This is a genomic window from Bradyrhizobium sp. 186 (assembly GCF_023101685.1).
Classification (GTDB): Bacteria; Pseudomonadota; Alphaproteobacteria; order Rhizobiales; family Xanthobacteraceae; genus Bradyrhizobium.
This window is the reverse complement of sequence record NZ_CP082164.1, coordinates 9,036,568-9,061,164: the sequence shown is the minus strand read 5'-3', so window position 1 is coordinate 9,061,164 and position 24,597 is coordinate 9,036,568. Positions and strand designations below refer to the sequence as shown.

25 protein-coding genes and 2 pseudogenes are annotated in these 24,597 nt (G+C 60.1%); 21 read left to right on the top strand and 6 right to left on the bottom strand.

Features of this window, described 5'->3' with window-relative positions; genetic code table 11:
* Position 1 precedes the first annotated feature (1 nt).
* The 5 genes from IVB18_RS43140 (at position 2) to IVB18_RS43120 (ending at position 4,065) form a co-directional block, all read left to right on the top strand.
* Complete coding sequence (locus IVB18_RS43140; RefSeq protein WP_247986165.1) at positions 2-421, top strand: CopG family transcriptional regulator; 420 nt, start codon at positions 2-4, stop codon at positions 419-421.
* 607 nt (positions 422-1,028) lie between these two features.
* Positions 1,029-1,367, top strand: coding sequence for a hypothetical protein (locus IVB18_RS43135; RefSeq protein WP_247986164.1), 339 nt, complete (start codon positions 1,029-1,031; stop codon positions 1,365-1,367).
* The gene (locus tag IVB18_RS43130) at positions 1,364-2,074 is read left to right on the top strand and encodes an SDR family oxidoreductase (RefSeq protein WP_247986163.1); all 711 of its coding nucleotides are present in this window, start codon (positions 1,364-1,366) and stop codon (positions 2,072-2,074) included. The genes IVB18_RS43135 and IVB18_RS43130 overlap by 4 nt, the downstream gene beginning before the upstream one ends.
* A gap of 13 nt (positions 2,075-2,087) precedes the next feature.
* Positions 2,088-3,089, top strand: a complete 1,002-nt coding sequence (locus IVB18_RS43125) for a nitrilase-related carbon-nitrogen hydrolase (RefSeq protein WP_247986162.1) — start codon at positions 2,088-2,090, stop codon at positions 3,087-3,089.
* Between the two features lie 820 nt (positions 3,090-3,909).
* Positions 3,910-4,065 (top strand): hypothetical protein, encoded by a 156-nt coding sequence (locus IVB18_RS43120; protein WP_247986161.1) that lies wholly within the window; start codon positions 3,910-3,912, stop codon positions 4,063-4,065.
* Between the two features lie 144 nt (positions 4,066-4,209).
* Here the strand turns inward: IVB18_RS43120 and IVB18_RS43115 are convergent, their stop codons facing one another.
* On the bottom strand, positions 4,210-4,425 hold the full coding sequence (locus tag IVB18_RS43115; RefSeq protein WP_247986160.1) for a hypothetical protein: 216 nt from the start codon (positions 4,423-4,425) through the stop codon (positions 4,210-4,212).
* A 916-nt stretch (positions 4,426-5,341) separates the two neighbouring features.
* Between IVB18_RS43115 and IVB18_RS43110 the strand changes: the two genes are divergently transcribed.
* The 15 genes from IVB18_RS43110 to IVB18_RS43040 all read left to right on the top strand — a co-directional run bounded on the left by IVB18_RS43110 (position 5,342) and on the right by IVB18_RS43040 (position 20,693).
* Positions 5,342-6,004 carry a hypothetical protein gene (locus IVB18_RS43110; protein ID WP_247986159.1) on the top strand — a complete coding sequence of 221 codons (663 nt, stop codon included), beginning with the start codon at positions 5,342-5,344 and terminating at the stop codon, positions 6,002-6,004.
* Positions 6,005-6,155: 151 nt separating this feature from the next.
* A complete protein-coding gene (locus IVB18_RS43105; protein WP_247991871.1) occupies positions 6,156-7,403 on the top strand; it encodes an MFS transporter in 1,248 nt (415 codons plus the stop codon).
* Between the two features lie 220 nt (positions 7,404-7,623).
* The gene (locus tag IVB18_RS43100) at positions 7,624-8,838 is read left to right on the top strand and encodes a TlpA disulfide reductase family protein (RefSeq protein WP_247986158.1); all 1,215 of its coding nucleotides are present in this window, start codon (positions 7,624-7,626) and stop codon (positions 8,836-8,838) included.
* A gap of 540 nt (positions 8,839-9,378) precedes the next feature.
* Complete coding sequence (gene dctA / locus IVB18_RS43095) at positions 9,379-10,674, top strand: C4-dicarboxylate transporter DctA (RefSeq protein ID WP_247986157.1); 1,296 nt, start codon at positions 9,379-9,381, stop codon at positions 10,672-10,674.
* Positions 10,675-11,245: 571 nt separating this feature from the next.
* Positions 11,246-12,166 (top strand): P-type conjugative transfer ATPase TrbB, encoded by a 921-nt coding sequence (gene trbB / locus IVB18_RS43090; protein WP_247986156.1) that lies wholly within the window; start codon positions 11,246-11,248, stop codon positions 12,164-12,166.
* Positions 12,163-12,489, top strand: a complete 327-nt coding sequence (locus IVB18_RS43085) for a TrbC/VirB2 family protein (RefSeq protein WP_247986155.1) — start codon at positions 12,163-12,165, stop codon at positions 12,487-12,489. The genes trbB and IVB18_RS43085 overlap by 4 nt, the downstream gene beginning before the upstream one ends.
* Entirely contained in the window at positions 12,489-12,752 is a 264-nt protein-coding gene (locus IVB18_RS43080) for a VirB3 family type IV secretion system protein (RefSeq protein ID WP_247986154.1), read from the top strand. The genes IVB18_RS43085 and IVB18_RS43080 overlap by 1 nt, the downstream gene beginning before the upstream one ends.
* An 8-nt stretch (positions 12,753-12,760) precedes the next feature.
* The gene (gene trbE / locus IVB18_RS43075) at positions 12,761-15,193 is read left to right on the top strand and encodes a conjugal transfer protein TrbE (protein ID WP_247986153.1); all 2,433 of its coding nucleotides are present in this window, start codon (positions 12,761-12,763) and stop codon (positions 15,191-15,193) included.
* Entirely contained in the window at positions 15,193-15,927 is a 735-nt protein-coding gene (gene trbJ / locus IVB18_RS43070) for a P-type conjugative transfer protein TrbJ (RefSeq protein ID WP_247986152.1), read from the top strand. Before trbE ends, trbJ begins: the two co-directional genes overlap by 1 nt.
* Before the next feature lie 2 nt (positions 15,928-15,929).
* Positions 15,930-16,301, top strand: a complete 372-nt coding sequence (gene trbK-alt, locus IVB18_RS43065) for a putative entry exclusion protein TrbK-alt (protein WP_247804053.1) — start codon at positions 15,930-15,932, stop codon at positions 16,299-16,301.
* 3 nt (positions 16,302-16,304) lie between these two features.
* Positions 16,305-17,537, top strand: coding sequence for a P-type conjugative transfer protein TrbL (trbL, locus tag IVB18_RS43060; protein WP_247986151.1), 1,233 nt, complete (start codon positions 16,305-16,307; stop codon positions 17,535-17,537).
* Between the two features lie 49 nt (positions 17,538-17,586).
* Complete coding sequence (gene trbF / locus IVB18_RS43055) at positions 17,587-18,267, top strand: conjugal transfer protein TrbF (protein ID WP_247986150.1); 681 nt, start codon at positions 17,587-17,589, stop codon at positions 18,265-18,267.
* Between the two features lies 1 nt (position 18,268).
* Positions 18,269-19,243 carry a P-type conjugative transfer protein TrbG gene (gene trbG, locus IVB18_RS43050; RefSeq protein ID WP_247986149.1) on the top strand — a complete coding sequence of 325 codons (975 nt, stop codon included), beginning with the start codon at positions 18,269-18,271 and terminating at the stop codon, positions 19,241-19,243.
* Positions 19,240-20,445: a TrbI/VirB10 family protein gene (locus tag IVB18_RS43045; RefSeq protein WP_247986148.1), complete on the top strand. Its 1,206-nt coding sequence runs from the start codon at positions 19,240-19,242 to the stop codon at positions 20,443-20,445. The genes trbG and IVB18_RS43045 overlap by 4 nt, the downstream gene beginning before the upstream one ends.
* Before the next feature lie 5 nt (positions 20,446-20,450).
* Positions 20,451-20,693 carry a DUF2274 domain-containing protein gene (locus IVB18_RS43040; RefSeq protein WP_247560515.1) on the top strand — a complete coding sequence of 81 codons (243 nt, stop codon included), beginning with the start codon at positions 20,451-20,453 and terminating at the stop codon, positions 20,691-20,693.
* Here the strand turns inward: IVB18_RS43040 and IVB18_RS43035 are convergent.
* The 3 genes and pseudogenes from IVB18_RS43035 to IVB18_RS43025 all read right to left on the bottom strand — a co-directional run bounded on the left by IVB18_RS43035 (position 20,666) and on the right by IVB18_RS43025 (position 22,244).
* Positions 20,666-21,061: a LysR substrate-binding domain-containing protein gene (locus IVB18_RS43035; protein WP_247991870.1), complete on the bottom strand. Its 396-nt coding sequence runs from the start codon at positions 21,059-21,061 to the stop codon at positions 20,666-20,668. The genes IVB18_RS43040 and IVB18_RS43035 overlap by 28 nt on opposite strands.
* A 35-nt stretch (positions 21,062-21,096) precedes the next feature.
* Positions 21,097-21,465, bottom strand: a complete 369-nt coding sequence (locus tag IVB18_RS43030; protein WP_247986147.1) for a LysR family transcriptional regulator — start codon at positions 21,463-21,465, stop codon at positions 21,097-21,099.
* 150 nt (positions 21,466-21,615) lie between these two features.
* Positions 21,616-22,244, bottom strand: a pseudogene (locus IVB18_RS43025) (acyl-homoserine-lactone synthase).
* 90 nt (positions 22,245-22,334) lie between these two features.
* Between IVB18_RS43025 and IVB18_RS43020 the strand changes: the two are divergent.
* Positions 22,335-23,570, top strand: a complete 1,236-nt coding sequence (locus IVB18_RS43020) for an IS701 family transposase (protein WP_247983558.1) — start codon at positions 22,335-22,337, stop codon at positions 23,568-23,570.
* Positions 23,571-23,759: 189 nt separating this feature from the next.
* Here the strand turns inward: IVB18_RS43020 and IVB18_RS52090 are convergent, their stop codons facing one another.
* Positions 23,760-23,984 carry a helix-turn-helix transcriptional regulator gene (locus IVB18_RS52090; protein ID WP_346732595.1) on the bottom strand — a complete coding sequence of 75 codons (225 nt, stop codon included), beginning with the start codon at positions 23,982-23,984 and terminating at the stop codon, positions 23,760-23,762.
* Positions 23,981-24,427 (bottom strand): annotated as a pseudogene (locus IVB18_RS52085) (autoinducer binding domain-containing protein). The gene IVB18_RS52090 and the pseudogene IVB18_RS52085 overlap by 4 nt, the downstream one beginning before the upstream one ends.
* Positions 24,428-24,597: the final 170 nt, after the last annotated feature.

Here is a 24,597-nt window from a genome sequence, read left to right as displayed (position 1 = left end):
GGTGAAAAAGATTCAGCTCAGTGTCTACCTTGATCCGCAGACATTCAGAACCCTTGATGTCTTCGCGGAGCGTCGTGGCCAGCCCAAGTCGCTGGTCGCAGAGGCCGCGATCGCGTCATTTCTTTCGCCTGACGATTCCGACCGACGCGAGGCGGCTATTGCCAAGCGGCTGGATCGGATCGCACGGCTGCTCGAGCGTCTCGAGCGCAATGACAGCATCACGCTCGAGACGCTCGCCCTGTTCATTCGCTTCTGGTTGACATCGGTGCCGGCATTACCAGAACAATCCAGTCCAGCCGCTCGCGCCAAAGGCGCGGAACGTTATGATCGATTCGTTGAAGCGCTCGGCCGAAGGCTTTCCAGCGGATCAACCGTTCTGAAAGAGGTGAGCTTGGATTCGAACGCCGCAATTCCAGAGTAATTCAATAACCGCCGAGCGGGCGGGCGATGCAGGACTACAAGGGAATTTGCGAGGGTGCTCGCGCCGAGTACATTTCGGCCGCAAACAACGATAGAGCCAAATCGAACGGAGCGAGCGCGTTAGATCGGGACCGACGGCAGATATCTGAGGGTAGCGCATGACATGAATGCTGAAATCTGAAGCGAGTTGAGACGAGGTCCGGCCTGCATCCGAGCTGCCGCTCAATGGAGTAACGCTGCTTGCTTGAGCAAGCGGAAGCCTCTCCAGAGTTCCGGAAGGTCTTCTGAATAGTTGCCCTACCAGTTTTTGCGGATTGCATCGCAGGTCCTCTGTGTTAGCAATCCACGTTGTACGGTCTTACTATGCGAACATCCTGTCGAAAAATGCGAGAACTTGCACTGCCCCACACTTCAGCAAACTGGTGCGACGTTATCCGTTTACGTCAGATTGCGATCAGGCAACGCCTGAGACCGCCTGCAATATGTTTCCACAATTCCAAAGTAACGGAACTAAATCGTCCCCTTTCGATGGAAGGGACAACTGGGCCACGAGAAGCACATTTGGCTTGGAGCCGTTGGATGAGGCCCAATTCCCCCGGATGGCGACGATGGCCAAGCATCCTCATACTAAGATCAATCTGATCCGCTCTCTCGCCTCACGACAAGACGGCGTTACACAAGCAGAGTTGCGCAAGGCCACGGGATGGAAGCTTGTCCCGATGCCCCTGATCGCCAAGCGGTGCAAGATGAAGCTGATTACCAAACGTGAGAAGGGCAACGTCACTCGCAACAATGGTAAGATCGCCAGCAAGAGCGGCCACTTCACCACGTACTACATGATGGCGCATGAGTCGACTAAGGCAGTAGCCGACGCGACTACCGACACAGTAGGCAGAAAGCCTTATCCCTCAATGCATAAGCCAAGCGATGCGGAAAACGCGTCATGAGCCAAAGTCCTGCAGGGCATTGCGCAGCTATCCGGACAGCGAGGCTTGGCTATTGCCGCTTTTCGCGCCGGCTATCCCGCTTCGGAGGAAAGCGCGAAACTGTTATAGCCCATTTCGATGCCAATGCCGAAATCGCGAAACTCGGCTCGCTCGCGGAAACAATGCAGCAGAGCTTTGACGTCTTAAGCGTCAATCTCCCTAGATCCTATTTCAATGTTCAGAACGCGTTGCCTCTCGCGCGCAACCGAAACGCGATCGGCTTCACGGCTTCTTTGTCCGATCAGGTCGGAATCGCGGGAACATCGGCCGTATCGGCATCCAAGGCCGCACTGTGCAACTTGACGCGAGCGCTTGGCGCCCAACTGATCCGCCGAAGCGTTCGGGTAAACGCCGAGAGCTCGGACATCATCGAAAGCCCGCTGTTTAGGAAGATCGGCATTTCCGAGGCCAGCGTGCAAGAACGCGGAACGGTCCTGCTGGAGCAGATAGCCGCGAAACACTTCGGCAAGCCACGGAAGATCGCTGCGCGTGAGCTTCCTCGCTTTCGGCGACGCATCCTACATCACCGGCATCGACGTGGCTGTCGATGGCAGACGCACACAGCCCTGAGTCCAACAAGCCCTGCCGATGTGCTCGAAGAGCCCCCCGTGAGAGTCATCCGTCGTCCTCTACACCAGTCCAGTGCAGCGCTCGGATACTCACAATGAGCAGAAGAAGAGAATGAGAAACATCGTCAAGGCAGCCGCCGTACAGATCAGCCCCGTGTTGTACAGCCGAGAGGGGACAGTCGAGAAGATCACCAAAAAGATTCGCGAATTGGGCAAGAAGGGGGTGCGTTTCGCCACGTTTCCCGAGACCATCATTCCGTACTACCCGTATTTCTCGTTCGTCCAGCCGCCCTTCACGCTTGCCAAGGAGCATCAGAGGCTGCTTGAGCAATCCCTTACGGTACCCTCTGCGGAGACGCATGCGATCGGCGATGCCGCCAAGGACGCCCAAATGGTCGTTTCCGTCGGCGCCAACGAGCGGGACGGAGGATCGATCTATAACACTCAGCTCCTGTTCGATGCGGACGGCACGCTGATCCAGCGTCGCCGCAAGATCACCCCCACCTATCATGAGCGGATGGTCTGGGGCCAAGGCGACGGTGCCGGCCTTCGCGCCGTAGACAGCGCCGTCGGCCGGATCGGCCAGCTTGCGTGCTGGGAACATTATCTCCCACTGGCAAGATACGCCTTGATTGCCGATGGCGAGCAGATCCACTCCGCGATGTACCCCGGCTCGATCTTCGGCCCTCTTTTCTCCCAGCAAACGGAAGTGAGCACCCGACAGCATGCCCTTGAATCGGCCTGCTTCGTCGTCAGCACAACCGCATGGCTCAACGCCGACCAACAAGCCCAAATTGCCAACGACACGGGCGCTGCTATCGCTCCGATTTCGGGCGGTTGCTTCACCGCTATCGTTGCCCCCGATGGTCAATTGATAGGCGAGCCCCTGAAGGAAGGTGAAGGAGAGGTGATTGCCGATCTCGACTTCATCGAAATCGACGGGCGCAAGAGAGTGATGGATGCAAGCGGTCACTACAGTCGCCCTGAACTGATCAGCCTCCTGATCGACCGGACACCTTCTTCGCACGTCCATGAACGGATTGTTCCCCCCAGGAGCGTGGCGACTACCGGCCTTCACCGCGAGGGCCGTGCTCTGACGCCGCTTGAGAGTTAATGGTCCTCCCCGCCAGGGCCGGAGATTGGTGCATCCCGGCTTCGACCCGAACGGCCGGAGATACAGGTAATCGTCCGAGAGTCACATCTGCAAAGAGAAGGAGCTAGTTTGCAGCAGGGCCATGCGGGCCGCTCGGCATGATCCAGACCGATTCTCTATTGGAGAAATGCCCAGCTGCGGAGCCTCGCCGAGGCCTTCAGCCTACAGCGCACCTCGTCACTGCAGCGGCAAGTTCGCTTCAGGTGTTCGACTGTTACGCTGACCGCCGCATCGCCCATCCTTGCAGCGCCCCGCCTCGAGATCTGGATGTTGCCTCGATGAGGATCCGCTCATATCGGGAGGCCACATCGTCAGCTCGAGACGGCTCGTCATGGCAGGTCTTTCCGAGTGGCGCCCAACGGCGGTGGGATCAGGTCCAGGCGATCCTCGCCGGGGAAGCTGGCGGCTGAAAGTGAACGCGCACTCAAGCTACGGTGATCTCCATGCAAGGGCATCCAGCATCCTGCGCAACACGAGCGCCCATCCGGGTTAGGAATTTCATGGAGGACGATAAAACCAGATTACTCGCCGAGAAGGTGCCCACGCTTGCGCTCAACGATCCGGACCCGGCCCCGCGGCTTGAGAACTGGGCCAAAGAATACGAAAAACTGTGTCCTGGACCCAGCCTCCAGACGCGATGAACATTCATAACTGCCGCCGCACGGTGCTCCGGAAGGCGCCGGCACGCTCTCAGTAAACAACCGCAGTTTCAGGGCGCAGTATCCAGGCCTATGCTGGCCGGATGGAGCAATCAGTACTTTTCAGGTGCCCGCGCACGGGCATGAACGTGCAGCAACTGCTGACAGGACTGGAGCAGATCGGTCCCGATACTCATCTGCCGGTCGTTTGTCCGGCATGCTCCTCGGTCCAATTCGTGAATGCCTCCACCGGCAAGCTGCTCGGCGACCGCAGTGCGGTGAGGGCGGTCGAGGGGTGACATCCGGCATGCTCACTCCGGTTTGGGTGCGCATCCTTTCCCGGTGTAGTTCGTGTATCGTCCCTGGAAAATCCAGCGCCTTGGAGGGGTGATGCTTGCTGCCGCTGCAGGCGTCGCAGTCGACCTCGCTGCCGGCGCTCTTCGTCAAGCTTCGCCAACATCGGAGATGGCGCTCACGGCTGGCACGGTGCGGGGCATCGGCAGCGTGCGTTGAAGATTGCGGCTGGCCGGCGAAGGTTTGCCCAGCTTAGCATCGTATTTCTCGGCCAGCACCAGAAGCCGCTTTCGCGTGAACGGGTCGGCCTTATCGGCCAGATCGCGGGCCCGCTGTGCAAAGCTCTTGTAGAACTCGCCATCCATGATGTGCCCTCGCTCAACGCTACCAGGATTGCACTTAAGTACATCGACGGCTCCGACGTCAAGGCGGGCGAGCAGGGTGGACCTTTCGCAGAATGTTCTGCGACGAGCCTGTAGCAGCCGATCTGGCGCAAGTAAGCTCGCCGTCGGCAGGGGCAATTCACATGTCAGTCCTCCATCGGATCCAGAAGCGATGCCCGGAGTGCGGGGGGACCGATGAATCTCCTGGCTGGCGAGGGCGGGCACAACGAGCGCTACGTCTGCAGCCATAGCGAGGGAGACCCGTTGCGCGATCCACCCGCCTGCGGCCGACAGTTCCCCTGAGGCCGCCTGACAAGTGAGTGGTCGCACCGGGCCAGCAGATACGTTTCAACGGCCGTGGGCCGGGCTCGACGCGCGGCACGCGAACGGTTGTAAGTCCTATCGCACGCTGGTGATGCATGCCGAAAATCGGTGAGGCGCAGGTGTATTTGGTCGCGCGCATGAGCTGGTGCGCTTCTTATGAGGCGCATCACCCCCACAGGAATAACGCCGGTGCGTCCGCGGGGGTCGTTCGCGACGTCGGGGGCGCGAGGGCGCCATCTAGATTGCGCCTGCGCCTCTTTTTTGGATCGGTAACTTTGTCGATTTCAAGTAAGCGGGCACGCACCGTCCGCGAAATCCCTCGTCTGTCGGCGACCTGACTGTCTAGAGGGCAAGAGGCTACGAGACGTCTGGCGCTGGTCTTTAGGAGTCCGCCGTTTCTTTCTTTCGGTACGCCAGACTGCGACAAGAATGTCCCCGCGGTTGAAGCGGCATGCGGTCTCGGCCCTTTTGTCGTGCGTCATCGCAGGGCGATTCATCCGTTTCGACCGAACATCCAGACCACGCGCGTGCAAGCGCGGGCGGTGTGCAGTCGCAGAGAGAAGGAAGCTGGAGTATGCAGATTAGCGGCGAGCGCCGGGGAGAACCGACCTCAAGTCGGAATGATGCTGAGGTGGACGCGCAGCCGAGTCCAAGCGAAGCTCAGCAGACCAGAAAGATAACGATTCAACTTTCTGAGTGCATTTTCCAGCGACTCCAAGCCGCGACTGACCGTCCCGGTATGGGCAAGAGCGTCGTCGTCGAGGCGGCTCTTGAGCGCTTCCTGGATCCGGCGCCGCCTATAGAGGGTCTTGTTTACGAGGCGATCGAGCGAACGAATGAGCAGGTGCTCAGTCTGCGGACGGACATCGCGATGATCGCGGAAATAGTGGCTCTCCATGCGCGATACCACCTCACGCTGACGCCGCCGATGCCGCCATCCAAGCAGGACGAGGCGTGCGTACTCGGGTTCGAGCGCTTCAAGGCGTTTGCCGAGCAGGTCGATCGTCGCGTACGGTTTGGCCGGCCCTTGCTGCAGGAGGCAATTGATCGCTCGGGAAATTCCAGCCGATCCGGGTCTGAAATGGGCGGCGGAGCGTCACGCGCCGTTCCACGAGCGCCAGTTGAAGAAGAACCGCACTGTGTGGCCGTCGTAGGTGAAAACTCAGAAGCGTGTGCTGTCGCCGAGGAGGGCGGCAGCAATATCAACTTTCGACAGCTGCCAAACGCCTTGTGTTAAAGCCAGTGGCCGCGTTCCGAGCAACACGCGCAGCGATGCCGCTGGGCTGATATCAGGCGAGAAGCCGGTCAACCGGGGTTGGAGCTGGCGGATCATCTCTTGCGTGTTCCTTCCCTTTGCCGCGGGATATTATCTTTCCTACCTGTTTCGGATGATCAACACGCTCATTTGTGGCCGCCTCGCCTCTGAATTGGAGCTTGGTACGGCCGATTTGGGGCTGTTGGGCTCGATCTACTTTCTGGTCGTTACCGGCAGCCAGATTCCGATGGGCATGCTCTTGGATCGCTTCGGTCCGCGCCGAGTCCAGGGTGCGCTCTTGCTGCTGGCTGCCGCAGGCGCTGCGCTTTTCGGATTATCGAGTGGATTTCTTTCGCTTCTGGTTGCTCGCGCGATGATAGCATTTGGCACCGCAGCTTCCCTCATGTCTGGCCTGAAAACAGTCGTGCTCTGGTTTCCGAGAGAGCGCGTGGCGCTCGTCAACGGCTGTATGATCATGCTGGGTGCTCTGGGCGCGGTAACGGCAACCGCACCAGCCGAGGCATTGCTTAACTGGATAGGCTGGCGCGGTCTATTTGAAGTGCTTGCCGCATCCAGTGCCTCCGCGGCCGCTTCGATCTATTTTTTGGTTCCAGAGCGAGAGGCAACTGCGAAGAGCCCTCCAGGGACAGTCAGCCTGAAGACCGTCTATACGGATGGACGGTTTTGGAGAATTGCGCCGATTTCTTCAACATGTATCGGGTCCGCGTGGGCCCTGCAGTCCTTGTGGGCAGCGTCCTGGCTGAGCGATGTGGAAGGGTTGGACCGAAAAAGCCTTGTCACACAATTGCTCGTCATGGCGATAGCCCTAAGCATTGGCGCATTGCTGCTCGGCGTGGTCGCCGATTCGCTGCGCCGGCATGGCAAGGACATTGAAACGTTGCTCGCAATCATAGCTGCTGTGTTCATTGCAGCCGAACTCGCGCTGATATTGCATCCGCCATTCCTGTCGCTACCGTCGTGGATCATTGTGGCGATGGTCGGATCAGCAATCGTCCTCAGCTACGCGATCATCGGAGATTACTTTCCAGCTCAATTGATCGCGCGCGCAAACGGCGTGCTCAACGTTCTGCATTTCGGGTGGGCTTTCCTCGTCCAGTACGGGACGGGGTTAATTCTCGAGCAATGGCCGGCAAAGGACGGACACTACCCCTCAATCGCGTATCAGACGGCGTTCAGTATCAATGTTGTGCTGCAGCTGGTCGCCCTGGTCTGGTTCATCGCCCCTTGGCTCAAAGAGTTGAAATGGAAATCTGAGATCGCCGTCAAGCGCAAGTCGACGGGCCAAAGCAGGTCAGTTCACGTCGCGATCCCGAGCGCCGAAATGGTTATCCTGGAAACCGATCAAGATGTGGAGTGGTGAACTCGGCCTTCTGCATGACTTCCCGCCTCGTCGGTCTACAGGCGCGTTAAGAACGTCCGGCCGACTGATTGCCTAAGAAGCTCCAAACAGCTGGTCGGATATGCGACAAGCGTCGCAAGGTCGACAGGAATGATACGCAAAATGCGTAATACCAATGAGCGATGGCTGGCATGCGACTTGCTATTGTTCTCCGCAGAGCCAGGTAAAGCGAATTTGAGCAATGACCAGTCTGACTGAGAGCGCAAGTCAAGTCGGTGCGGAGAATGTGCTGAGAGTCGGTTCGCCGGCTCCCTCCATCAAAGTTGAGGACTGGCTACGTGGCCATCCCGTTACAACGTTCGAACCTGGGAAAGTATACATCATCGAGTTTTGGGCGACGTGGTGCGGACCATGTATCGCCTCGATGTCGAATTTGGTGATCCTGCAAAGCAAATACAGGAGCAACGGAGTTGAGGTGGTGGGCATCGCGGCTCACGAACAAGCTTCGACGGCAGATGAAGCGCGAGCCGGCTTGGACGCTTGGTTGTCGAAGAGCTTGCCAAATCTGAACTTCGCGATCGCATTCGACTACTCCGGCGAAATGAACAAGCTTTGGATGGATCCCAGCTTTTCTGTCGGGATTCCCTCGTCATTCGTGGTCGATCGTGACGGCCGCTTCGCCTTTATCGGCCATCCGACGCAACTCGATAACGCGTTGCCCGAAGTTCTGAACGGCTCCTGGGCAGTGAGCGACGAAGCCAAAGCCCTGGATGCGGAGAGGATAACCACGGGTCGACGCAGAAAGCGCGAACTATCGCAGAAGCGAGCGCTGGTGGAGCCGATCTTTGCCAGACTTGAAGCCGCCATGAATAGTAAGGATTGGGCGGCAGCCCTTTCAGGGGTTGAGGAGGCACTCGCTGCGATGCCGGACGATGTCACCTTCCGTGGGCTTCATGCGGAATTGTTGCTTCACAAGATACGCGACATGCGGGCCGGCCTGGCGGTATTGCGCCAATTGGTTCGCGATGCGATCGACAAGAAATCCGTGGTTTGGATGAGCGTGGCCATCCGCCAACTCTTCGACCCCGCGAAAGACTACTCCGGTTTCCCACATGCCGAGCGCTTTGCCATGGGCAGGGACCTCTCCGAACACATCCTGGCGGCGAATCCGCCCCAAGGCAGCGAGGGCGCGAAGTTCCTCTCGTACGGGGCGGTCGCTCAGTACTACTACGAGACCGGTAACAGGGATCGCGCGATCGAATTGGTCGAGGTGGCGCTGAAATGGCTGGATGCAGCGCCTGCCTCGGATGTAGCGAAACGGGATCTCGTGCAGTGCTCCCTCCAGGCCTTGGCGAGCTACAGGAGTGACAAGCTCTGTTACGAGGAGTGTTGTTCGACACCGCAAAACACAGCTCCCGAAAAGCCGCAACCGGGATCGCCAAGGGAGGCAGCGTGAGCAATGCTGCTGGCCATGTCCTCTCGGCCCTTGTGGTTTTGCGATCGAAGTCGATGCCTTTGGGAATGTCGGGGCATTCACCTGAAGTGAGGATAGGACGAGTGAGGGGTGAACGCAGGCGAGCCGCACCACCACAAGTTCTTTATGGTGAATGTTTCTTCAACGTACGTCGCGATCCGGCGCGATAGCGGCGAGAATGCCTGTCCAGGTGAAGAGTGGTCGCCGGCTGCTAAAGGTGGCGTCTTATAAGATGCTGGTGGCATCTTCGAACAACCAAAAAAGATAGAAATGGGTGGTGACGCTGATGCATTCCAACTCTCAAGGAAGCTTTCTCAAGTTTTTACCGCTGGTTTCAGAAGGGATTCAGGACTTCGTTTCGCGTTCGCCGCAAGCCCATTCGGGAGAGACGGCAAACCGTGGCAACGGACGGGGTTGTTTAGAGTGGTCAGTGCCCTGTGCGCGCCGCGCCAAGGGAACACTGAGCGAGGCCGTGCCTTCATTGTCACCCCTCTTTGGTACCACGGCGCCGGGTCGAGCGTGATGTACAATCACCGCCAGCGCCGCTCTGTCAAAGCCGCCGCCCTGTTCCAGCCATCTCGCCCCTGGTACAATGTTCTTTATATCCAGGTACTCATCGCGATCCTGATTGGCGTTCTCGTTGGCTGGTTGTGGCCTGCTGTGGGGACGAACAGCTGGGTCAAAGCGCTTGGTGACGGATTCATCAAGCTGATCAAAATGGTGATCGCGCCGATCATCTTCTGCACTGTTGTGTCCGGAATTGCGCATGTTCAGGATGCACGAAAGGTCGGCCGAGTCGGCGTCAAGGCGCTGCTTTACTTCGAGATCGTGTCAACCTTCGCGCTGATCCTGGGTCTCGTGATGGGCAATCTCGTTCAGGCCGGCCATGGGCTCGCTCCCAGGGCTGATGCCGCGGCGGTAGCCAACTACGTCAAAAGAGCAGAAGGGCAGAAGGCGGTCGATTTCCTTCTCAATATTATTCCGGATAGCGTAGTTGGCGCTCTGGCCCGAGGCGACGTGCTACAGGTGCTGCTGTTTGCCATCCTATTCGGGTTCTCGCTGATGGCGCTTGGCGAGCGGGGTGAGCGGATGCGCAGTTTGGTCGACGATGCTGCACACGCGGTGTTTGGTGTCATTAGGATCGTAATGAAGGCAGCGCCAATCGGGGCGTTCGGCGCCATGGCCTACACTATCGGCGAATTCGGACCCTCCGCGCTCGGTAAACTCATCGGCTTGGTTGCGCTGTTCTACGTGACAGCCGGGCTCTTCGTGATCATTGTGCTTGGTCTGGTCGCGCGCTTGGTCGGTTTTTCTATTCTAAAGTTCATCGTCTACATCAAGGATGAGCTGCTGATCGTGCTCGGAACGTCGTCGTCCGAAAGCGCGCTGCCGCAGTTGATGGAAAAACTCGAACGGCTGGGCTGTTCCAAGCCGGTCGTTGGCCTGGTGGTGCCTACAGGATACTCTTTCAATTTGGATGGGACCAACATTTACATGACGTTGGCAACCTTGTTCATCGCGCAGGCGCTCGGGGTCGATCTCGACTTCGGCCAGCAGCTCACGATACTCGTTGTGGCGATGCTCACCTCGAAGGGCGCAAGTGGTGTTACCGGTGCCGGGTTCGTCACCCTGGCCGCAACGTTGACCGTGGTCAGTCCTGACCTCGTCCCGGGCATTGCGATCGTATTCTCGATCGACAAGTTCATGAGCGAGGTGCGCGCGCTTACCAACATCATCGGGAACGGTATTGCCGCGGTGTTTGTGTCGTGGTGGGAAGGTGAGCTCGACCATGTCTCGCTACACGCGCAGCTCAAGTAGATCTGCGATCTCAGCTCGGCCATTGCGGACTAGAAATCACTCTTTGAATGCCTACATTCTGCGTTGGCAATCGTCGTGCAGTACTGGGCCAGCCTGATTCCAGGGGGAATGGTGCAGGGTCATTAACTCACGGTGGTGCACCAGACCAGCGTCGGCATTGGTGCCTGCGGCAGCCCGCCGGCTGATGTGGTTCATTATCCCGGGTTTGAGCTTCCTCAAAAAGCGGGAGCTCAATCGTGCCCATGCGAGGGAGCGACAGTGGTTCAGGAGAAGCAACGGAGCCTGAGCAAACACCGCGACCGGGAGAGGCGTAAAAATAGTAAGCTCCGGATCATTGGTCATTGCTGATTTCTCGCCTCGCCGCCGAGGGGTCGGCGCGTCAAGCCGGCGCTCTTTTCAAATGTTCCTTTCTCTACGCTAGACTACGAACGGCATATTCCCTTTGTTGCGGTAACACACGACCTATCTTTTATTTGCCTTCAGATGAGGGCGCCGAAGCGGCCTCAGCAGCTTGGGGCAAATCGTGGCGATCCATTCTTTTGATTCAGAAGCGAACTTGCGCGGAGCGCGTATGCTGCGTACCGCGTTGGGGCCCGCCATCGCAGGGTTTTTGGAAGATCCGGCAATCGTCGAGGTGATGCTCAATCCCGATGGCCGACTGTGGATCGACCGACTGTCGAGCGGCCTTACGGATACTGGCAAGAATATATCCCCCTCTGACGGAGAGCGAATCATCCGCGTGGTGGCTCACTACGTGGGTGCCGAGGTTCATCCCGGGAGCCCGCGGATTTCTGCCGAGCTGCCCCAGACGGGGGAGCGCTTTGAGGGGCTCCTGCCGCCGGTCGTTGCTGCGCCAACATTTGCGATCCGAAAGCCGGCGGTCGCCGTGTTCAGCCTCGAGGATTACGTCGCAGTCGGCGTCATCACGCCGGATCAGGCCGGTGCATTGAGGGATGCAGTTTGCGCGCGCAAGAACATTCTGGTCGCCGGCGGCACCTCGACCGGCAAGACGACACTGACCAATGCCCTTCTCGCCGAGGTGGCTAAAACGACTGACCGTGTCGTTCTCATCGAAGATACGCGCGAGCTTCAGTGCTTGGCGCCAAACCTCGTGGCGCTCCGCACGAAGGACGGCTTGATCTCGCTTTCCGACCTGGTCCGTTCGTCGCTTCGTCTGCGCCCCGATCGAATTCCCATTGGTGAGGTGCGCGGAGCCGAGGCGCTCGATTTGCTCAAGGCCTGGAGCACAGGACATCCGGGCGGAATCGGCACGATCCATGCCGGAACGGCGCTCGGGGCGCTACGCCGACTCGAGCAGCTGGTCCAGGAAGCTGTCGTCACAGTCCCCCGGCCGCTTATCGCCGAAACAATCAACGTGATCGCGGTGCTCAGCGGCCGCGGCGCCGAACGCCGCTTGAGCGAGCTCGCCCGCGTCACCGGCTTAGGAGCATCAGGTGATTACAGCCTTTCTGCAATTGGAGACCGGTCATGACGATGCCTTCATCTCTCCGCCGCGCCAGCATTCCGGCCACGGCAATTGTGACCCTTTGGCTGAACAGTATCCCGGCTTGCGCCGCTGGCTCAAATATGCCGTGGGAGCAACCGCTCAACCAGATTTTGCAATCGGTCGAGGGTCCCGTCGCCAAGATTATCGCGGTCATCATCATCATCGTAACCGGGCTCTCGCTCGCATTTGGCGACACGTCTGGTGGCTTTCGTCGCCTGGTTCAGATCGTGTTCGGTCTGTCCATCGCCTTTGCGGCATCAAGCTTCTTTCTGTCTTTCTTCTCCTTCGGCGGCGGCGTGGTGATCTAATGGAGGAGCCAGTCGCAGGCTTTATCGCGCCCGTGCATCGTGCGCTCACCGAGCCTATCCTGATGGGCGGTGCGCCGCGCGCCGTGGCGATCGCCAACGGCACGTTAGCGGCGGCACTCGGTCTTGGGCTGCGCCTGTGGGTTGCCGGCCTTCTCCTCTGGTTCGTCGGCCACATGGCCGCCATCTGGGCCGCAAAACGCGATTCCGATTTCGTGGAAGTCGTGCGCCGGCACGTCCGTATTCCAAGCCACCTCAAATCCTAGAGTTGCCTATGATGAATCTTGCCGAATATCGCCGTTCAAACACGCGCCTTGCCGACTTCCTGCCTTGGGCGGCCCTGGTCGATGAGGGCATCATTCTCAACAAGGATGGATCCTTTCAGCGAACGGCCCGGTTCAGAGGGCCGGATCTCGACAGCTCAGTGCCTGCCGAGCTTGTTGCTGTCGCAGGCCGCCTCAACAATGCGCTCCGTCGCCTCGGATCGGGGTGGGCCGTCTTCGTCGAGGCGCAGCGGCATTCGGCAGGACGCTATCCGCCGGATACATTCCCGGACGTCGCCTCGGCGCTGGTGGATGCGGAGCGGAAAGCGCAATTCGAGGAGGCCGGCAGCCACTATGAGTCGAGCTACTATCTGACTTTCCTCTATCTGCCTCCGGCAGAGAGTGCGGCCGTGGCGGAGCGCCTGCTGTACGAGGGCAGCCATCGCGCTGCGGGAGCGGATGCGCGCGAGGTGCTTGCCGGCTTTGTCGACCGGACCGGCCGCGTCCTGCAGCTCGTCGAGGGTTTCATGCCGGAATGTGGCTGGCTCGATGACGAGCAAACGCTGACCTACCTGCATTCGACGGTCTCGACCAAACGGCATCGCGTGCGCGTGCCAGAAATTCCGATGTATCTCGATGCGTTGCTTGCCGATCAATCCCTGACAGGAGGTCTCGAGCCCATGCTGGGCGAGGCGCATCTGCGCGTTCTGACGCTCGTGGGGTTTCCGACCGCGACCACGCCCGGAATTCTCGACGAGCTGAACCGGCTGGCATTCCCGTATCGCTGGTCGACGCGGGCGATCATGCTCGACAAGACAGATGCCACAAAGCTCCTCACCAGGATCAGGCGGCAATGGTTTGCCAAGCGCAAGTCGATCGCGGCGATCCTGAAGGAGGTGATGACGAACGAGGCCTCCGCGCTTCTGGATACCGATGCCCACAACAAGGCGATGGACGCCGACAGTGCGCTCCAGGAATTGGGCTCGGATCAGATCGCAGAGGTCTTCGTCACGGCAACGGTCACGGTCTGGGACGGGGATCCTCGCGCAGCCGACGAAAAGCTCCGCCTCGCCGAAAAGGTCGTCCAGGGCCGCGACTTCACCTGCATGGCCGAGACGGTCAATGCCGTCGAAGCCTGGCTCGGCAGCCTGCCGGGACAAACGTACGCAAACGTCCGCCAGCCGCCGGTCTCGACCCTGAACCTCGCCCATATGATCCCGCTATCTGCCGTATGGGCCGGAGAGGTGAGGGATCACCACCTCAACGCGCCCCCATTGTTCTTCGGTAAGACTGAAGGTTCCACGCCATTCCGGTTTTCTCTGCATGTCGGAGATGTCGGCCACACCCTGGTCATCGGACCGACGGGCGCCGGCAAGTCGGTGCTGCTGGCGCTCATGGCGCTGCAGTTCCGCCGCTATGGCGAGGCGCAGATCTTTGCGTTCGACTTCGGCGGTTCGATCCGCGCATCGGCCATCGCCACGGGGGGCGACTGGCATGATCTCGGCGGCGCGCTGGAATCGTCAGAATTCGTCGCGCTCCAGCCGCTTGCGCGCATCGACGATGTCGGTGAGCGAGGCTGGGCATCCGACTGGATCGCATCGATCCTGACGCGCGAGCGGATCGAGGTCACGCCTGACACCAAGGATCATGTCTGGTCGGCGTTGACCTCGCTCGCCTCGGCGCCGATTACGGAGCGGACGCTGACTGGCCTCTCCGTTCTTCTGCAATCCAACGCTCTCAAGCGCGCGCTGCAGCCCTACTGCCTCGGTGGGCCATACGCGCGGTTGCTGGACGGCGAGCACGAAAGGCTGGGTAAAGCCTCCGTCCAGGTGTTTGAGACCGACGGATTGATCGGGACCTCTGCCGCGCCCGCAGTTCTGGCCTATCTGTTTCACCGGATCGAGGACCGCTTAGACGGTCGTCCGACACTGCTCATCATCGACGAAGGCTGGCTTGCGCTCGATGATGCCGATTTTGCCGGCAAGCTCCGCGAATGGCTCAAAACGCTTCGCAAGAAGAACGCCTCCGTCGTTTTTGCGACCCAGTCGCTTGCCGATATCGACGGCTCGAAAATCGCGCCTGCCATCATCGAGAGCTGCCCGACCCGGATCCTGTTGCCAAACGATCGCGCCATCGAGCCACAGATCATGGCGATCTATCGCCGCTTTGGGCTGAACGACCGCCAGATCGAGATCCTCGCCCGCGCCACCCCCAAGCGACACTACTACTGCCAATCCCGACGCGGCAACCGCCTGTTCGAGCTCGGACTTGGCGAAATCGCGCTCGCCTTTGCGGCCGCCTCGTCCAAAGCCGACCAGGCTCTCGTCGATCGGGTGCTTGCCGAGCACGGAAGGGACGAGTTCGTCACCGGTTGGCTCAAGGCGCGAGACCTCGGTTGGGCCTGCAATCTCATTCCGCAGCTCGCCAAACAAGGAGCGCTCTGATGAGCTGTATCCGCCCGCTTCTGGCAGCAAGTATCATTGCCATGACCATGATCCAATCGCCCCGCGAAGCGAAGGCGCAGTGGATCGTGTTCGATCCCAACAACTACGTTCAGAATGGGCTGACGGCCGCGCGTGAGCTGCAGCAGATCAACAACCAGATCACTTCGCTCCAGAACGAAGCGCAGATGCTGATCAACCAGGCGAAGAACCTGACGAGCCTGCCTTATTCATCGTTGCAACAGCTCGAGCAGTCGATTCAGCGCACCCAGCAGCTACTCTCGCAGGCGCAGCGGATTGCCTACGACGTCCAGCAGATCGATCGCGCGTTTTCCACCACCTATGCGCCGGCATCCGCGAGCATGTCCGATGGGCTCCTGGTCGCAAATGCCCAAACACGCTGGCAGAACTCAGTTGCCGGGCTGCAGGACGCCATGAGGGTCCAAGCGAGCGTTGTCGGCAATCTCGACGCCAACCGCACCCAGATGTCCGCCCTCGTGACGGCGAGCCAGGGCGCAGCGGGTGCGCTCCAGGCAAGTCAGGCCGGCAACCAGCTCCTTGCGCTGCAAGCCCAGCAGCTTGCGGACCTTACGGCGACTGTTGCCGCGCAAGGTCGCGCACAGACGCTCGAATCCGCCCAGCGGGCTGCAGCGCAGGAGCAGGGTAGGGAGCAGCTGCGGCGCTTTCTCAGCCCGGGCCAAAACTATCAACCGACAACCGTGCAGATGTTCCACTGATCATGAAAATACGATTTGAACGACTACCTGTCGCGGCAGCAGCTGGTCTTGCTGTCCTGTTGGTCGCCGCCTGCGCCATTCGCCTGCGCACCGACGAGAGCGCGACCCAGTCTTCCGTCTCTCTGGCCTCAAAACCGGATGTGACCGCAGCAAAGCTCGAGCAATGCCGTACCGTCACCTACGAGCAGAAAGATGCTCTGCTTGAATGCCAGAAGATCTGGGCCGAGCAGCGCAATCAGTTCTTAGGCGGAAGCAGGGCAATTGATGGTTCGGATAGCCGGACCGGCGCGGCGCCATTCCCCTCTCCAGTCCCGCGTAAGGACGAAAGTCGCCTCCCGTCCGGCTTTTCCTCCATTCCGAGCCAAAGCGAGTGAGCCATGGGCGGCACGGGCGTCATCGACCAGTTTCTGGAAACCTTTACCCGCTACATCGATTCCGGATTCGGTCTCGTCGGGGGCGAAATTGGATATGTCGCCACAACGCTGGCTGCAATCGACATCACCCTGGCTGGCCTGTTCTGGTCGTTCGGAACGGACGAGGACATCATCGCCCGGCTGGTCAAGAAAACCTTGTTTGTCGGCGTCTTTGCTTACCTGATTGGCAATTGGAACAACCTCGCCCGGATGGTCTTCGAAAGTTTTGCGGGGCTAGGTCTGAGAGCCTCAGGGACAAGCCTTTCGTCAGCAGATTTCCTAAGGCCGGGCCGCATTGCGCAGGTAGGCCTTGATGCAGGCCGGCCGATCCTGGACTCCATCTCTGGGCTGATGGGCTATGTCAGCTTCTTTGAGAATTTCGTGCAAATCGTGGTCCTGCTGTTTGCTTGGATCGTGGTGCTGCTCGCGTTCTTTATCCTGGCGATCCAGCTGTTCGTCACCCTCATCGAATTCAAGCTGACGACACTTGCCGGCTTCGTCCTGATCCCCTTCGGCCTATTCGGCAAGACCGCTTTTGCGGCCGAACGGGTGCTGGGCAATGTCATCTCATCGGGAGTCAAGGTTCTGGTCCTTGCCGTCATCGTGGGCATCGGATCGACCCTGTTCTCGCAGTTCACGGGCGGCTTTGGCGGCAACCAGCCGACCATCGAGAATGCGATGGCACTTGTCCTGGGCGCGCTCGCCCTCTTGGGCCTTGGCATCTTCGGCCCCGGTATCGCCAATGGCATCGTCTCCGGAGGTCCGCAGCTTGGCGCAGGCACCGCCGTCGGCACGGGCCTCGCTGCCGGTGGGGTGATCGCGGCAGGAGCTGGCGTTGCCGCCGGCGCTGCAGGTCTTGCTGCAGGCGCAATTGCGGGCTCGCTGCGCGGTGGAAGCGCGATTGCAAATGGCGCGACGAACATGTTGCGGGCGGGAAGCTCCGGCGTCGAGGCGAGCGCGCCAGGCGCGGCAAGTCCCTTGCGTTCGCTCGCAGCCGGCCTTGGGCGAGGGGCTGGTCAAGTCGGTCAGGAGGAGGGGGGCTCCTCGGCCGCGCCCGACAGTCCGCCAGCCTGGGTTCGGCGTATGAAGCGGGCGCAGACCATCCAGCATGGAGCATCAGCGGCCACGCACGCGGTTCGGTCAGGCGATCACGGCGGGAGCGGCGCATCGGTCGACCTCTCACAAGACAATCGCTGAGTTCGCTGTCTCTCCAAATCCATTTCCAACCATGCCTTGAGGTGCACAAATGTTCAAACGATCGGCCGTTCACTATGGCCGCACGCCGGAGCCGGTCACGCCCTATCAACGCGCAGCTCAAGTCTGGGATGACCGCATTGGTGCAGCACGAGTCCAGGCCAAGAACTGGCGGCTCATGGCATTCGGTTGCCTGTTCCTCTCCGCGGGCTTTGCTGGAGCTCTGGTCTGGCAATCAGCCCATGGCACGATCACGCCCTGGGTGGTTGAGGTCGATCAATTGGGTGAAGCGAAAGCAGTTGCCCCTGCAAATGCTGCCTACCAGCCGACGGACCCTCAAATAGCGTTTCACCTGGCGCGCTTCATCGAGCACGTCCGCGGCCTGCCGATGGACGCGATTGTCCTCCGCGAGAACTGGCTGCGTGCCTACGACTTCACGACCGATCGCGGCGCCGCCGCGCTCAACGACTATGCCCGCAACAACGACCCCTTCGCCAAGCTCGGAAAGACGCAAATCGCGATCGAGGTCTCGAGCGTCATCCGAGCCTCGCCTGAGAGCTTTCGCCTCGCCTGGATCGAGCGCCGCTACGACAACGGCCAACTTGCCGCAACGGAACGGTGGACTGCGATCCTTACCATCGTCGTGAAAATGCCTCGCGATCTGGATCGCCTACGCAAAAATCCCCTTGGCATCTACGTCAACGCGATCAACTGGTCAAAGGAGCTCGGCTAACATGCCGTCAGGTCTCGTTATTGTGTCACGAAAAGTGCGACCGTGCTTGCCTCTGGCTCTTCTGGTCTGTGTCTCGACGCTCGGCGGCTGCACGACCTTCAGGCCGCCGCAAATCAGCTACGACAACGAGCTCCCGCCGGCACCGGACTTGCCGGCGCTTGCCGATGATCGCCCGCGACCGCTGCATGTGCCGCCGGCCTGGAAGGCTGCACGAGGCGGCAACAGCGCGGAGGCCAAGGAGCCTGTCGAGCGCATCGAAACCGCAAATGACGCTGCACGCGTGCAGCCTCGCAAGGCCGGCTACTACAATGCGGTGCAAGTGTTTTCCTATAGTCCGGGCGCGCTCTACCAGATCTATGCCGCGCCGGGGCAAATTACGGACGTTGCCCTCGAGCCCGGTGAGCAGCTGATCGGCTCAGGACCGGTCGCCGCAGGCGATACCGTCCGCTGGGTGGTCGGCGACACCGAGAGTGGCAGCGGCGACACCCGCCGCGTTCACATCATGGTCAAGCCAACCCGTCCCTCGATCGAGACCAACCTCGTCGTCAATACTGATCGCCGTACTTACCTGATCGAGCTTCGCGCCAAAGAAAAGCCCTATATGCCCTCGGTCGCCTGGTTCTATCCGGCGGATCGTGGCGGGCGAACGCGAGCTTTACCGCCGGCACCCTTTATTCCGGACCTGCCGGCGCGCCGCTACCGCTACGCCATCGAGGGCGACAGCCCGCCTTGGCGTCCCGTCAACGCTTATGATGACGGCCGAAAAACCTACATTGAATTCTCCCCCGGCGTCAGTCAGGGCGAGATGCCGCCGCTCTTCGTGATCGGGCCCGACGGCAAAACCGAGATCGTCAACTACCGCGCTTACGGAAATGTGCTGATTGTTGACCGGCTGTTCGCGGCCGCGGAACTGAGGCTGGGCGAGGAGCACCAGCAGAAGGTCAGGATCGTGCGTACCGACGGGAGGTCGCTTTGAACGATACTGACCAGGCGATCGATACACCAAAGGAAGCGCCTCGGGGCAAGCCGCCGGAAGAGATCGCCGAAACCCTGCGGCTCCGGCCGGATCGGCCAAAAGTTGCGCGCCTCTCGCGGAAAGTCCTTATCGGTGGCAGCGCCCTTGTGCTCGTGCTGATCACTGGCGCGGTGCTCTGGGCGCTGCAGGAGAAACGGTCAGGTGCTTCAGCGCCCGAGGAGCTTTACGCGACTGACCACCACAACGTCGCCGACCAGCTCGCGACCTTACCGAAGGATTACACCGAGATCCCGAAGGACGTGCCGCGCCTGGGGCCGCCTTTGCCCGGCGATCTCGGTCGGCCGATCGTCGCAGCACAGGGATCTTCGACGTCCAGCTCGCTCGGTATCGATGCCGAACTGCAGCGTGTCAACCAGGAGAGCGAGGCGGCACGGACCAGCAAGGTATTTGCCAGCACCAATGTCCGGCCACAAGCCCCTGCCACTTCATCGAGCGAAGCCCGATCCAGCGCCGCGCCATCATCCGACGAAGCATTTGCTCAGAATGGCCAAGACCGAAAGCTTGCGTTCGTCAGTGCAACGGTCGATCGTCGGACGACAAGCTCCGATCGCCTTGCGAGGCCGGCTTCGCCTTTTGTCGTTCAGGCCGGAACGGTCATTCCGGCAGCTCTCATCACAGGAATCCGCTCCGACCTGCCTGGCCAGATCACGGCGCAAGTCACAGAATCGGTGTACGATTCTCCTACCGGGCGAGCTCGCCTTATCCCCCAGGGAGCAAGGCTGATCGGGAGCTACGATAGCCAGGTCGCATTTGGGCAGTCGCGCGTGCTCCTGGTCTGGACGCGCCTTATCATGCCGAATGGGAGGTCGATTGTTTTGGAACGGCAGCCCGGTGCAGATGCGGCAGGCTACTCTGGTCTTGAGGACGAGGTCGACAATCATTGGAAGGAACTGTTGGGGGCGGCCGCTCTTTCGACGCTGCTTTCCGTCGGCACGGAGGTGAATTCCGGGGCGGATAACGGCAATACCAACAACGATCTCATTGCCGCCCTCCGCCGTGGAGCTGGGGATTCGATCAATCAAACAGGCCAGCAGGTGGTCCGCCGCAATCTCAACATACAGCCGACTTTGACGATCCGTCCGGGATTTCCGGTGCGGGTGATCGTCAACCGTGACCTGATGCTCGAACCGTATAGAGGTTGAGGACGATGGCAAAGCTTAAGCTCGGAGCAATCGAAGACGACAAGCCGATCAAGATTACGCATGAACTGCCCGCGAGCGTGCACAGGGATCTCGTGGCATATGCCCAGATCCTTGCACAGGAGACCGCTCAGCCGATCGGAGATCCGGCCAAGCTTATCGCGCCCATGCTGGCCCGGTTCATGGCGGCCGACAGGAGCTTCCGGAAAGCGCGCCGCGCGCGTCAGCGACCGATCGAAGGCGAGGAATAGCGGCTCGCACCCGCGCCATCGCGCAGCTCTTGGTAGACAAGGTCCGCCAAATTCGCGCCTATGTCGGACTCGAGCACGAGGCTTATTCCTGTGTTCATGCTGATCAGGCTTTTGATGATGCCGCGACTGACGTCGTGGCGCTCGATTTTTGGGCGGACCTCAGGCGAGACGAGCTTGGAAACCAGAAGATATTCGAGCTCCCTTCCGGGGTCGTAGTGGCTGAGCAGCACCGTCTCGCCGCGCAGGTCGGTCCAGCAGACAGTCTCGCGCGAACTGAGAGGATGGTCATGAGGCAAGGCAACGAGAACACGCTCGCTCCACAGAGACATGGCTTTAGTGTCCAAAAACGGCAAGCTCCCCGTGACGATCAGGAGATCAAGCGGTCCGTTGCGGAGTGCCGCTACTAAACGTGTTCTTGATCGTTCAACCTCGCAAGCGCGATCTGCGGGAACCGCTCCTTGAACTCAAGTAAGGAGGCTCGCAGATTGCCGGCCGAAAGCGATGTGCAGAAACCGACGCTCAGACGGCCGGTTTCGCTGTTGTGAACGGATCGCGCGGTTGCGATGAGTGCGTCGAATTCCTCCAGGATGGTTCTGGCCAACCGAAGGACGTCGCAGCCGGGCCGCGTTGGGCGCACACCTCCGCTGAAGCGCTCGAAAACTGGAACGCCCAAGTGGTGCTCAAACTCGCTGATTGTTCGGCTGAGGCTCGATTGTTGGGACCTCAGCAACTCGGCGGCTCCACGAACGCTCCCGCAATCGGCCGCAGCCACGGCCGATCTCAGGTGTTTCAGTTCGAGCGCTTTACTGGCTTGAAGTGACGGTCGTGTTCGACGTGGCTTGTGCATCGCAAGTCTTGAGAGAGAAGAGCGGCCTTCCGCACCAATCTGCAGCGATGCTGCGATTGGGTTTGCTTCCAGAACCTAGGCAGCCGCTTGAATGACCGGAGCCCAGAGCGCCGGTCCCGAGATGTGCCCCGCCTTGCGGATGCGGTCCAACGCATCGGGCGAGACCTCCAGGTACCCGGCAACCGCCGTGGTGTTTCCGAGAGGGCGAGCTTTTCCCACTCTGCGAAGGGGCCATCCGGCCCGGCGAAGAATGCGCTCCATGCGGGCGTCGGTCACAGTGACGATTTCGATCAATTCAATGGAAAGGCCGAATTCAATCATACCCGCAAACGGCTCGTAACTGGCAGCAGCAAGTCCGCCGCTCGCCTTCGGCGCATCCGCGGGAACATCGAGCGCGAATCGGCTGCTCTCCCAGATCCGATCGCTTCGTGGCGCCGGCTGCCCGTCCAGCAGGATCGGAAGGTGTCCCTCAGCATGGTTGGACCGGTCGAAGGCAAAAGTCGGACGCAACCTTGAATACGTCCGGCTCCCGAGCGGTTCAGTAGATGCACCGGTCGAAGGACGTCAAACTCGTCGACTTCCATGTCGCCGCTGACCTCGACGGTCCAATCCAGGCGCTGCTTGAAAACGCGGTAGCGCAGCCGGTGCATCTCGGCGAGACCGTGGAGGAATTCCCAGTATTCCGGCGTGATGAGCTGCATCATTTTTGCCTCCCTGCTTCGTTTCGGCAACTAAGCAGAGAGGCCTAGCATTACAGTTGCTTTGTTTGCGGGCTTCTGAATCCATGGGCAACCATGATTCGAATGTCGTGGACGCGGGCCGCGTCGGTTGAGGAGACGCTTGCGTTGTGGGCGGCGTCGCTTCGAGAGATCAAGCAACGGATACGTCCGTTGTTCACGCAAGAGCGTGTGGCGACGAATGCAGGCTTGTTCCTGGAAGGTCTGCTCGGAGATGAGCAGCGCAAGACCGGCTGGATGCGCGCGGAGGCGGCTGGCGATCCTGGCCCATGGCGTCAGCAGGCAATTCTGGGTCGTGGAGATTGGGACGCTGATGCCCTGCGCGATATCGTCCGCGACTATGTCATCGAGCATTTGGCGGATGACGATGCGGTGCTGGTGATCGACGAGACCGGCTTTCTCAAGCAGGGTAAGGCCTCATGCGGAGTGGCACGGCAATACACTGGTTCGGCAGGGAAGATTACGAACTGCCAGATCGGCGTCTTCGCTACCTACGTTTCGCGTCATGGTCATGCGTTCATCGATCGCGCGTTGTATCTTCCGAAGGAATGGACTGACGATCCAGATCGTCTGGAAGCCGCATATGTGCCTGCCGATGTCGGCTTTGCGACCAAACCAAAGCTTGCGACGAGAATGATCGCACGTGCGATAGCCGCGTCTGTACCATTCAAGTGGGTTGCCGGTGACACGGTCTACGGTGTTGGCGATATCGAACAGCAGCTACGGCGGGCAGGCAAAGGCTATGTGCTCGGGGTCAGCAGCTCTCATGTCTTCCGATCCTGGGGCAAGCGACAGCCGGTCGCCGGCAAGGCCGAAGACATCGCCCGGACGCGGCGCCCGTCCGACTGGAAGCGCTTGTCGGCGGGAGCCGGAACCAAAGGACCGAGGCTGCATGACTGGTGTTATCTCGAACTGGCCGATCTCGAGGTCGAGCAGTTCAACAGCGCAAATGATGGTTTATGGACGCGCGGTCTGCTGATCCGTCGCCATATCGCCGATGGCGATCTCGCCTTCTTCACCACCTGGTGCCCAGCGGGAACATCAATTGAAACGCTGGTCGCGGTCGAAGGCCATCGATGGGCGATCGAGGACAGCTTTGAAACCGCGAAAAACGAGTTCGGGCTCGATCACAACGAGAGCAGGTCCTGGCATGGCTGGCATCGCCACGTGTCCCTGGTGATGCTCGCCTTCGCCATGATGGCGGCGATCCGCCATCGCGCCAATCCGCCACCGCCCAAAAAAACCAAACGCCGCCCCCCGGCAAAAGCCAAAGCACACCCACGCCGCCGCTGATCCGTTGGTCAATCCAGGAAATCCGCCGCATCGCCATCAGGCTTGCTCGAAAGCGGATCCAACCCGCGCATGTCATCGCATGGTCATTCTGGCGCAGAGCTCACCAGGCTGCCGCTCAGCGCGCGCATCTCAAAGCAAAACGGCAACTGTAATGCTAGGCAAACGCATCCTGTGCAGTTCCACAGGTGTTTATGGAAGGCCGGTGTTTAATTTTCGAGATTTTGATTCGGTCAATAGCACGATCGCTTGACGAAGCGAGCTGACACCGAGCTTCGCACGGGCGTTGTCCAGGTGAAATCCCGCGGTTCGCTCTGCGATGCCGAGAATGATCCCGATCTCCCCAGCCGATTTACCGCGCGCGGACCATTCGAGACACTGGTACTCGCGAGGAGACAGCACCACGCCGCCGATCATGCGATCAATCGTCCAGAAGCGTTTTGCATGCTCATGGAAAACGTTGCGATTAATCGCAGGCTCTGGGCGTGCTCGACAAGCGCGCGCTCGAAACCAGTTCGACGCTCGTCACTTGCAAAGCTCAGCGCGGCGATTGCGCCCTTGTCATCGTGGATAGGAAATGTAAACCCGCAGCGAATCCCAAATTTTTCGGCTTCTTCGAACAAAGCGCGTTCGGACTACGACCGATTTCGCGCTTCAAATCCAAGCCCCCATCGGAAGGGCTTAGGCTGGCGCATTGCCCGACGTACCACCGGATCGACGGATTCGTAGCCGCGCTGCAGATAGATGGCGGTCCAGGAGGGGGGATATGTCGAGATCAGGTTGGGAGCACTGCCTGGCTCGCGGGGAAGAGCGAGATATGCGAAGCACGACAGTTTGAGTGCAGCGGCGACCTCAGCCATGCTCTGCTGAGCTGCGTCTCGATGCGTGCTTTCGGTCAATCGTTCAGCAAACCTTTGAAAAACCCGATCCATCTTTGATGAATCCGCGGGCCTCCCTCGCAAGCGCTACTCGTGTTAGCGAATCGAGCATCGTTGCGAATGAGGCAAAACAACGAAGAAGTCGATCCAGT